12 protein-coding genes are annotated in these 10649 nt (G+C 57.2%); all 12 read left to right on the top strand.

Annotation, left to right across the window (positions count from 1 at the left end):
* Positions 1 to 337: hypothetical protein (locus ACTTKG_RS06355; RefSeq protein WP_442673398.1), on the top strand; the 337-nt coding region annotated here is incomplete at its 5' end.
* 17 nt (positions 338 to 354) lie between these two features.
* A complete protein-coding gene (locus ACTTKG_RS06350) occupies positions 355 to 1233 on the top strand; it encodes a hypothetical protein (RefSeq protein WP_442673397.1) in 879 nt (292 codons plus the stop codon).
* Between the two features lie 12 nt (positions 1234 to 1245).
* Positions 1246 to 1677, top strand: coding sequence for a hypothetical protein (locus ACTTKG_RS06345; RefSeq protein WP_442673396.1), 432 nt, complete (start codon positions 1246 to 1248; stop codon positions 1675 to 1677).
* 4 nt (positions 1678 to 1681) lie between these two features.
* Positions 1682 to 2386, top strand: coding sequence for a hypothetical protein (locus ACTTKG_RS06340; protein ID WP_442673395.1), 705 nt, complete (start codon positions 1682 to 1684; stop codon positions 2384 to 2386).
* A gap of 57 nt (positions 2387 to 2443) precedes the next feature.
* Positions 2444 to 3043: a helix-hairpin-helix domain-containing protein gene (locus ACTTKG_RS06335; RefSeq protein ID WP_442673394.1), complete on the top strand. Its 600-nt coding sequence runs from the start codon at positions 2444 to 2446 to the stop codon at positions 3041 to 3043.
* A 50-nt stretch (positions 3044 to 3093) separates the two neighbouring features.
* Positions 3094 to 3681, top strand: coding sequence for a hypothetical protein (locus tag ACTTKG_RS06330; protein ID WP_442673393.1), 588 nt, complete (start codon positions 3094 to 3096; stop codon positions 3679 to 3681).
* 96 nt (positions 3682 to 3777) lie between these two features.
* On the top strand, positions 3778 to 6186 hold the full coding sequence (locus ACTTKG_RS06325; protein ID WP_442673392.1) for a DNA internalization-related competence protein ComEC/Rec2: 2409 nt from the start codon (positions 3778 to 3780) through the stop codon (positions 6184 to 6186).
* 305 nt (positions 6187 to 6491) lie between these two features.
* Positions 6492 to 7772, top strand: coding sequence for an SLC13 family permease (locus ACTTKG_RS06320; RefSeq protein WP_442673391.1), 1281 nt, complete (start codon positions 6492 to 6494; stop codon positions 7770 to 7772).
* 184 nt (positions 7773 to 7956) lie between these two features.
* Complete coding sequence (locus ACTTKG_RS06315; RefSeq protein ID WP_442673390.1) at positions 7957 to 8313, top strand: DUF4321 domain-containing protein; 357 nt, start codon at positions 7957 to 7959, stop codon at positions 8311 to 8313.
* A gap of 13 nt (positions 8314 to 8326) precedes the next feature.
* Positions 8327 to 8899 carry a Maf family protein gene (locus tag ACTTKG_RS06310; protein WP_442673389.1) on the top strand — a complete coding sequence of 191 codons (573 nt, stop codon included), beginning with the start codon at positions 8327 to 8329 and terminating at the stop codon, positions 8897 to 8899.
* A complete protein-coding gene (radC, locus tag ACTTKG_RS06305) occupies positions 8880 to 9569 on the top strand; it encodes a RadC family protein (RefSeq protein WP_442673388.1) in 690 nt (229 codons plus the stop codon). The genes ACTTKG_RS06310 and radC overlap by 20 nt, the downstream gene beginning before the upstream one ends.
* A gap of 107 nt (positions 9570 to 9676) precedes the next feature.
* Positions 9677 to 10649 (top strand): rod shape-determining protein (locus ACTTKG_RS06300; protein WP_442673387.1); only part of this gene is annotated, 973 nt, incomplete at its 3' end.

Raw genomic sequence — 10649 nt, 5'->3', positions numbered from 1 at the left:
GATCGACGCGAGGAGCGTCGCAGACTATCTGTCGCTTTTGCAAGGCGGCGCGAAATGGCTCAAGGTTTATCATGAATACTTGAAGAACGGCAGCGCGGGCAGAGAGGAAAAGGCGGCGGACGGGGAGCGTTTCCAACGATTTGCACAAGGTTTGCGCCAGGCAGTCGAACGCTGCGGTGAGGACATGGTCTTGATGTATCTCTATTGGAATACCTATACGGAGGAAGATGCAGAGCGTGAAACCGCTCTGCGCGAGGTGATGCGGGAAATCGTAAAAGATGCGCAGGCAAAAATGATTTGCGTGACAAAGAGAATGGTCATGTTGTCGTACACATAAGAGAGGGGAAGGACATAATGGGGTTTTTCAGCAGTATTGGTAGCTTCATCAGCAGTGTCGGCGGCGCTTTGCGCACGGTGGCGAGCGGCATCGGCAGTGCGCTCGGCGGTGTAGGGCGAACGCTTGCAGAGCTTTCGGGCAGCGCGGTGGGCATCGTAGGGCAGCTTGCATCGAAGGCGAGCGCTTTTGTGGGGCTTTTGACAGGGCTGCAGAAGGGTCCTTTAGGGCCGGTCATCGGCCCGATCGTGGGGCAGCTGGTGTTCAAGGTCGTCATCAAGGGTATCGAATATCTTGCCAAGAAGATGGGGATTATCGAAGAGGAGGAGAAGGCGGAGGAAGTCGGCTATCGTGTTGAAGAAGCAGAAGAGCACGAGGATTGGATGCGGCAGGAAAACTTCCCGTCCTTTGAAGAATACTATGCGTATCTCAAGAAACAGATTCCGGATACAGAGATCGACTACGCCAAGCTCAAGGAGAACCGCGACCGCTATATGGCGCTCGGCACGATGGAGCTGACGAAGGGGCTGGAAGAGCGCATCGGCATCGAGCTGCCGGAAGAGTTTCTCTTCGAAACCGGGCGCAGCCGCATGGAGGGCGCGGAGATTCAGGCTGTCGCCGAAGCCTACAAGACGCTCGGCTATGACAGCGTCCATTTCAGCAACTACCTGCAAGGCAGGCTGGAGCGTGAGGAAAGCAAGCAGATCGAAGAAGCGCTGTTGTCGAGTATGAAGAAGTATTATCCGAATAAGGACGAGGATATGCTGCATGAGCGCTTGGGCATGATGCGTGCGGCGAGTCGTGACGATACGGCGCTGGCGGATGTCTATCAGGACAAGCTGACGAAAGAACATCTGGAGCAGATCGCAGAAAATCCGGAAATCCTTACGGCACAATAAGCAGGTGAGCGTATGGCTTGGAAAGAGATCGACGAGATCTGTGCGTCCGTGGAAAATGTGATGGAATATGTGATGGAATCCGTGCAAAAAGCGCACGTCGAGATGCCTTCGGAAGTTCGTCGTCATGCCGATGCGCTTGCCGACGAGGGCAGGAAGTGCAAAGCTGAAATCGGGCGCATAGATAAAGAGGCGGCGCTGCACCGAGATGGCGGTATTTTTCGAGCGATTCAGAAGCCGAAGAACATGCCCGAGAGCACAGTATTTATGCAGGAAGTCCGCGCAAAGATGCAAGAGCGAGAAAATTCTTTGCCACAGGAAAGAGGGAAAACCGCTTGTTTGCGCGAAGAAGTATGGCAAGAAGGCAAGAGGTTGGCGAAGGAAATCCGAGAGAAGTACGATGAATTTGCTGTAAAATTCAAAGAACGAGGACGAAAAGGACGTTGACGCTATGAAGCGATACATCATCGAAACGGATGAGCAAAGGATTTTTTCATACAAGGTGAAAGATGAGGGTGCGGGCGTTGCCTGCATCCTCATGAGGCCGCATGGGAATACGTCGTATGCGATGGAGGATATGGAGGCCTATTGGAGTTGGTTTCGAGATGAGATCAGCCTGCTGCCCGAGGAGGAGATCGATCTTTGCTTTCTCTATCCGCAAGCGGCGCAGAAGGAGTTTGCAGCATTTTTTCAGCAAAAGCCGTCGTTTTGCTATCCGAAGGCAACGGCTTGGAACGTGACGGAGGTGGAGAAGTTCTTTCATGAGCATCGTGAGAGGGCGCTTCACGATACCATCCGCTATGATGCAGCGGATGGACGCTTGCTTTTTTCCTCGGGGGAGGTGTTTTTCGCGCGGGGCTTGGACGATGGCGGCTTGAGGGCTGCTGTAAAGGCCGTGCATCGGAAACATTCGCCCGCCGCGCCAAAGAGGACGTCTGCGGTCAAGGTATATATGCCGCCGAGCACGCCGTCTGCACCCGCGCAAATAAGGGATTGGGGAGAGAACGATCCCCAGCCTAAGGCAAGTCGTGCGGAGATGATGCCGAAAGAAGCGGCGGCATCTTTGTCGGCGGAGAAGGTGACAGGCGAGGATATGCAGCGGTTTATTGAGGAGCAAGTGAAGGGGCAGTGCGATACTGTGGCATATCGCCGTTAGGATTGACCGATCGGGGAGAAATCTGTCCGTGCAGCTTTGCTGAGGAGGCTGAACACCATGCCGATGTTCAAGAAGTCGATGCTTGTGCTTTTGGCAGTCGTCGCACTCGCGGCGGGCGGCGCCTTCTATGCGGGGGCTCGCGGACAGGATGACGCCGTCGAGCTGGATGCGGGCGCGGCGCCTGTGCGGGAAATGTCGGTCAAGGAGAGCGAGATCGTCGTCTATGTCGCGGGCGCGGTCAATCATCCGGGCGTCGTGCGGCTCGCCGAGGGGGCGCGGGCGAAAGATGCGGTCGATGCCTGCGGCGGCTTTCTGCCGACGGCGGATACGAACGGCGTGAACCTCGCGCAGAAACTCAAGGACGGCGTGCAGGTCACTGTGCCGGAGAAAGCGCCAGTGGCGGCAGAGGGCAGAGCGGCGCAGGGCGCACCGACAGCAAGCGGCGCGGCGAGGTCTTTGCCCGACGGCATGGTGAACATCAACACGGCGGACGAAAAGGAGCTGGATAAGCTGCCGGGCATCGGTCCCGCTATGGCAAAGCGCATCATCGAGTACCGCACGGAAAACGGCGCGTTCCAATCGCCCGAGGAGATCAAGCGCGTCAAGGGCATCGGCGATGCGAAGTATGAGAAGATGAAGGACAAGATTGTATTGTGAGGAAACGGCGATCCGTTTTCGCGTGATGAGAGGGAATGGAGGCGGGAAAGATGCTGAAAACGAAGACTTGCAAGAAGATGGCGGCGGTTCTTTTTTGCGCTGTGTGCGTTTCTTCTATTGGCTTGGCACGGCGACCTGTGGAATACAGCTATAATTTCGGTGCGATACCTATAAGCTGCTCAATCTATGCCGAACAAGCGGGGCTGGCTGGAATCCACGGCAATGATTCCATGGGAAAAGTCATTTCCGTCTTGGGACAGCCGGGGTATCGCTCAAGCGGCTCTACTCCCGTGTATACTTATGACGGTGTCAGCATAAAATTCATCGATTGGGGCGGCGATGGAAGATATACGGTGTGCAAAATTGAAACGAATCAGAAGGGGACGGCGAGCACTGTGGACGGCATTAGCGTCGGTATGCCCGAATCCGTCCTGTCCGAAGTTTACGGCACGGCAGATGAAGTGAAGATCGAGAAAAACATGGCGCCGAAACTCCCAGAGAAGGAAATGCAGGTCTACAGGCAGCGGGTAGATGAAATGGTGACGGTATACACCTACAATGTAAGCGCGGCGAACAGTATGTCGTTCACGGTGAAAAAGGGATTTATCACAAGAATTGTAGTCAATGTGTATGATTAGGAGCGGCTGAATCATATAGGGAAGCGCTGATGTGTGAAAATGAGCGGCAGAGTTTATCAGTGATTCCTACTGGGAAGTTCAAAGACAGGAGTCATCATGAAGACAGGGCAGCAGCAGCTTGTTTTTCTCAATGGGCTTTTCCTTGCGCTTTTGCTCGGCATCTACGGAGCGGATTGGCTGTGCGTTTCGAGCGGTTGGCTCGCCATCGGCATGGCGGGGTTCTTCTTCTTGTCGCTTTTTCTTCTCGTGCGCGAGAGCAGCAGGACGTGGCTGGCGTTCTTGCTGCTCTTTCTCTTTTTCGGTGCATGGCGATTCGCTTGGGGGGCGGCTTTGCCTGCGGATGATGTTTCGCAGTTGATCGGGCAGGAGGCAACGATCGAGGGGGTACTCGTCGAAGCGCCGCAGGTGCGCGAGACGGCGCAGGGAACGCTCGTGCGCTATACGGTGGAGGCAGAGCGCGTGCGGCGGCGCGGCGAGGTGCAGACGGCATCGGGCGCACTCTATATCTCGGAGATGCGCGGTGAGGTCGGCGACTTGCCCGAGATCGGCGCAGAAATCACGGCGTTCGGGAAAGTCAAGGGCATCTACGGCTACGGCAATCCCGGGCGCATTGATGTGGAGCGCGCGGCGGCGGTCAAGGGCGTGCGCGCGCGTCTTTCGGCGAAGAAGCCGGGGATTTCATGGGAAGCGGGGACGGCGCATCCCGTGCTGCGTTGGAGCGAACGGGTGCGCTCGTCATACCGCGCTTCGATGGAAAGCGTGATGCCCAAGGAGGATGCGGCGGCGATTTTCGCCATGCTCTTTGGCGGCTACGAGGGCATTAAGCCCGAGCTTGTCGAAGCGTTCACGGCGACAGGCATCGTGCATATCCTTTCGGTGTCCGGCTCGCATATTACGCTGTTGGCGGCAGTCATGGCGTGGCTCGGTGCGCTCCTTCGCCTGCGTCCCGTCGTGACGGCGGTTTTCGTCACCGCCGTTGTCGTGCTGTACTGTGTGCTCGCGGGCTGTGTGCCGCCTGCTGTGCGTGCGGGCGCGATGGGATTGCTCGCGTTCTTCGCGCTCGCCTTGGAGCGCGAGAGCGACGCGCGGCGGCTCTTGGCTCTTGTCGGCATGGGGCTGCTTTTCTTCGAGCCGCTCATGGCGTTTGACGTCAGTTTCCAACTGTCGTTCGCGGCGACGGCGGGGCTTTTGTACCTCGCGCCGCCTTTTTGCGAACGGCTTTCGCGCCTGCGCTTTTTGCCGCGCTTTGCAGCGATGAGTCTTGCCGTCACGCTCGGGGCGCAGCTCGCGACTTTGCCGCTCCTCGCGTGGTATTTTCATCGACTGTCGCTCTCCTCGCTTGCGGCGAACATCATCGTCGTGCCCGTCGTGGAGCTTGTCATCGTTGCGGGACTTTTCGCGGGACTCGTGTCCTTCGTGCTGCCGTTTTTGGCGAAGATGATCTTCCTCGCGGACAGCCTGCTCTTGGGGCTTGTCTACGAGTGTACGCGCCTTTTGGCAGCTATGCCCGGCGGCGAGGTGTATCTGCCGACGCTTTCCGTTCCGCTCGCCTGCATCTACTTTGCTATGCTTGCCGTATTTGTGCAGTCTGAGGAGCGCCGAAAGATTATTTTGGCATGGTGCAGCGGGCGGCGCAAGGCGCTTTTTGCAGCGCTTCTGCTCGCTGCTGCTGCCGTCGTCTTATGGCAGTTTTCGCGCCCGCAGGAGATGGCGGTGCATTTCATCGACGTGGGGCAGGGAGATGCGGCGCTCGTCGTGACGCCGCATGGCAGGGCATTGATGATTGATACAGGCGGCACGCGCGACGGCGGCTACGACATCGGCTCGCGCGTCGATGTGCCGTATCTCGCACATTACGGCGTGCGAAGGCTCGACTATATCATCCTCACGCATGTGCATGAAGATCATGCGGGCGGTGCGGGCGGCATCCTGCGTCGACTGCCCGTCGGCATGGTCTTGACGGCGCACGAGCCGCGCAGCGAGTATGCGCGTGTGCTCGGCTGCTCTCTCGATGCGCCTGAGCTGCAGCGTTTAGCTCCTGCGGAGGCGGGCGAGCATATCGATCTCGACGGCGTGGCGGTCGAGATCCTCTACGCGCCGCAGATGGAGGGCGGCGCAGCGAATGGCGCGACGGGCAACGAGTACTCGAACGTCATCCGCGTGAGCTATGGCGCGGCGTCGTTCCTCTTCACGGGCGATCTCGTCGCGGAGCAGGAGCAGGCTATGCTCGCGGAGGGGAAGAATCCTCAATGCACTGTTCTGAAGGTCGCGCATCACGGCTCGAAGACTTCGACGACAGAGAACTTCCTTGCCGCCGCCCAACCGCGCTTCGCCGTCATCAGCGTCGGTCGGGACAACAGCTTCGGACATCCGGCAGATGAAGTTGTTGAGCGGCTGCAGGAAAGGGGCATAAAAATTTACCGCACCGATGAGAATGGCGCCGTCGTATGCAGGACGGACGGCAAGAGGCTGCATGTGGAGACGTTTCGTGCATTTGCAAAGTGACCTTTCAGGACGTATGTTCAGACGTCACGCGAAATGGCATGAGGACAGGGTTCCTCAATCCTTCCACCGATGCTTGCGGAAGAATTAAGAAGCCCCTCTTCCCAAATGTATGATAATCTGCTATAATAGGCACGGAAGAGTTAAATAAGTGAAATTTAGGCGGAGTCTGTTCAAACAAGGGCTCCGTCTATTTTTCGGTCGGCTGTCCGCCGTTCTTTTGCCTCTCCAGCTTGACGGAGAAAGGCGGGCAGCGTGTGTGTAGGACTGTCGTGCTCATTGGCAGTCTAAGATGCAAGGAGGTTTTTATGGAACAGGAAACAATAGCTGGTATTATTTTCGTCGCGATGTATGCGGTGATCGTCTCAGAGAAGATTCACCGTACGATCATTGCGATGATCGGCGCGATCCTCATGATCGTCATGGGCATCATGACGCAGGAGACCGCCGTCCACCACATCGACTTCAACACGCTCGGGCTTTTGATCGGCATGATGATCATCGTCGCCATCACGAGCAAGACAGGGCTGTTCAATTTCATCGCCGTCTGGGCGGCAAAGAGGGCAAAGGCTGACCCTGTGAACCTCTTGATCTACTTGTCGCTGATCACGGCTGTCTGCTCGGCATTCCTTGATAACGTGACGACGGTGCTCTTGATGGTGCCGGTCACGTTCAGTATCACGACGAAACTCCACGTCGATGTCATGCCGTACCTTTTGGCGCAGGTCATCGCATCGAATGTCGGCGGCACGGCGACGCTTATCGGCGATCCGCCGAATATCATGATCGGCAGCGCCGTCAAGGAGCTGACGTTCGCGGCGTTCATCGAGAACCTCGCGATCATTTCGATCATCAACCTCATTCTCATTACAGCGATCTTCGTCCTGCTCTATCGTAAGCATCTGACGACGAAGCCGGAGCTTAAGGCTCTCGTGATGCAGGAAAACGAATGGGACGAGCTTAAGGATATTCCGCTTCTAAGGAAATGCCTGTTCGTACTCGGGCTTGTCATCTTGATGTTCTTCCTCCATTCGCTCACGGGTCTTGAGTCTTCGCTTATCGCGATTGCGGGCGCGTTCCTGCTGCTTCTTTTGGTCGGCAAGGAAGAGTTTGTCGAGCACGCGATGCACGGCGTCGAGTGGCCGACGATCTTCTTCTTCATCGGTCTCTTTATCGCCGTCGGCGGTCTCGTGGAGACGGGCGTCATCCGTGATCTCGCGGTGCAGGGCGTCAACCTCACGGGCGGTGACGTGACGAAAACTTCGATGCTCGTCCTCTGGATGAGTGCGATCGTCTCGGCGTTCCTCGACAATATTCCGTTTGTCGCGACGATGATTCCGCTGATTCAGGACATGGGTTCGATGGGTGTTTCGAATCTTGAACCGGTCTGGTGGAGCCTTGCGCTCGGCGCCTGCCTTGGCGGCAACGGCACGATCATCGGCGCATCTGCAAACGTCATCGTCGCCGGCATGGCGGCGGAGAGAGGCGTTCCCATGACGTTTGTCCGCTTCATGGCAATCGGCTTCCCGCTGATGATTCTGACGATCCTTACATCGACGGTCTACGTCTATTTGCGCTACCTTATGTAATGACTTTTTTGCCTCCCTCGTTCGCGGGGGAGGTTTTTTCGTCTGTACGGCATGAAAGAAATGACCTTAGTCGAGCAGGATTTATGTTGCGCGGCTAGAAAAAAACAGGAGCAATCAATCATGCAGCGCCGTTTGACTGTCGATGGGTCTGGGGAAGCGCTGATAAAAGGAAGCCGCCGGATGGATGTGCGAAGATGGGCGGCTGGATTTATCAGAGATTCTCCAAGAAGCCGCCGAAGCAAGCGGTGTTTCCTTTGGGGGGATTTTTGTGAAGTTTTCTTCGGGGCGCGGTTTTGGTATATGTGCTGTATTCATCTTGACGGGCGCGGTGCTTGGCGGCCTCTTGGGCGAGGCTTTGCGCGGCGTGGATGCTCTTTCTTCTATCGCGCCGCTTCTTTCCGACACGCATCCGGCGTTCGTTTTAGCGCCTGTGGCGATGGATCTTTTCGTCGTCAGCGTGAACTTCGGCTTTTCCTTCACGCCGAATATCATGAGCCTTATCGGCGTCATCGTTGCACTCGTTCTTTTCCGGCGCTATTGAGGAGGCGATTCCTATGTTTATCTTGGCATCGGCGTCGCCGCGCCGCCGTGACCTTCTTGCGCAAATCGGCGCATCGTTTCGCGTGGAGGCGAGTGAGGCGGAGGAAATGCGTGAGGCGAAGGATGCGGAAGAACTCGTCCTCGCCAATGCAAGCATCAAGGCGCGTGCCGTGGCGGCGCATACGGGACTGCCTGTCCTCGGCGCGGATACCGTCGTCGCGCTCAATGGGCGCATCTTCGGAAAGCCTGCGGATGAAGCGGAGGCGCGAGCGATGCTCTCGGCGCTTTCGGGACGTAGGCACGAGGTTTTGACCGGCGTCGTTTGGGTGAAAGCGGGACGGGAGTTTTCCGCAGTCGCCAAGACGCATGTATTTTTTGCGCCGCTTTCTGAGGCGGTGATCGCGCGTTATGTGGCGACGGGCGAGCCGCTGGGCAAGGCGGGCGCCTATGCGGTGCAGGGGGGCGCCGCCGTCTTTGTCGAGCGTATCGAAGGATCTTTTTCGAATGTCGTCGGTCTGCCGCTTCACTGTACGGCAGAACTTGCAAAAAAAGCGGGGGTCGATCTCTATGGCGTTTCTGGTGCGTGATTTGCCCGAAGATGAACGGCCGCGCGAGAAGCTCTTGGCGGCGGGTGCGGCGAGCCTTTCCAACACGGAGCTGCTCGCCGTTCTTCTGCGCACGGGCGTTAGGGACGATTCGGCGCTGCATGTGGCGGAGAAGGTGCTCTCGCTGTATAAGGAGCGCGGTCTCTCTGCCGTCACGCAGATGAGTGTGCGAGAGCTTTCCTCGATCAAGGGGGTAGGCATGGCGAAGGCGGCGACAATCCTCGCCGCCGTGGAGCTTGGGCGTCGTCTTGCGTACAAGGCGGCGGAGCAGCAAGTGATCGTACACGAGCCTGCCGATGCTGCAAATTATGTCATGCCGCGGTTTCGTTTCGAGCGAAGGGAGCACTTCGCTGTGCTGCTTTTGAACATGAAGAATCATATCCTTGGCCTCAAGACGATTTCCGTAGGCACGCTCACACATTCGATCGCGCAGCCGCGCGAGGTGTTTCAGGCAGCGATTGCGTGGGCGGCGGCTTCTGTCATTCTCGTGCACAATCATCCGTCGGGTGATCCGACGCCAAGCCGTGAGGATATCGCCTTGACGCGCCGTATGGTGGAAGCGGGGGCGGTCATGGGCATCCCCGTGCTTGACCATATCGTCTTAGGTTATGATAAATTTATTTCCCTAAAAGAAGAAGGTATGATACAATAGAACTCGTATCTTCATCAGCCATTATAGCTATGATTGACAAGGCTTTTTGACAGATTTTTACAGATACATACAGAGTGTGTGCAAAGAGAAGGGAGTTTTATTTCAACATGTGGAGTCTTTTCGGTGGCTTGTCCCGTGATATGGGCATCGACCTTGGAACCGCGAATACATTGGTGCATGTGAAGGGCAGAGGCATCGTACTGCGCGAGCCGTCTGTCGTAGCGATAAAGAGTGAGAACGGCGAAGTTCTTGCCGTCGGTGAGGACGCAAAGCGCATGATCGGCAGGACGCCGGGCAATATTATCGCCATTCGTCCGATGAAGGACGGCGTCATCGCTGACTTCGACGTGACGCAGGCGATGCTCAAGTACTTCATTCGAAAGTCGATGAATACGAAGTCTTTTGTGCGTCCGCGCGTCGTCGTCGGCGTGCCCTCGGGCGTGACAGAGGTGGAAAAACGCGCTGTCATCGATGCGGCGCAGCAGGCGGGGGCGCGTGAGGCGTACTTGATTGAAGAGCCGATGGCAGCGGCGATCGGCGCAGGGCTTCCCGTAGAGGAAGCGACGGGCAGCATGGTCGTTGACATCGGCGGCGGCACGACGGAGATCGCCGTCATATCGCTCGGCGGCATCGTCACGAGCCGTTCGATCCGCATCGGCGGCGACGAGATGGATTCTTCCATCGTACAGTATATCAAGCGTCAGTACAATCTCATGATCGGTGAGCGTACGGCGGAGGAGATCAAGATCACGATCGGCTCTGCTATCGTGACGCCCGATGTTGATCGTGAAATGGACATCCGCGGGCGCGACCTCGTCAGCGGTCTGCCCAAGACGCTCTCCATCCGTGCGAGCGAGGTACGTGATGCTTTGAACGAGCCGATCTATAAGATCGTTGACGCCGTCAAGGGCACGCTTGAAAAGACGCCGCCGGAGCTTGCTGCCGACGTCATGGATCACGGCATCATGATGACGGGCGGCGGGGCGCTGTTGACGAACCTCGACAAGCTTCTGAGCCATGAGACGGGGATGCCTGTCCTCATCGCGGAAGATCCTCTGTCCTGTGTGGGCGAGGGCACGG

Origin of the sequence: Selenomonas sp., assembly GCF_052169755.1 — a bacterium.
In the GTDB taxonomy this organism is placed as follows: Bacteria; Bacillota; Negativicutes; order Selenomonadales; family Selenomonadaceae; genus Selenomonas.
This window is presented reverse-complemented; position numbering and strand designations above follow the sequence as displayed.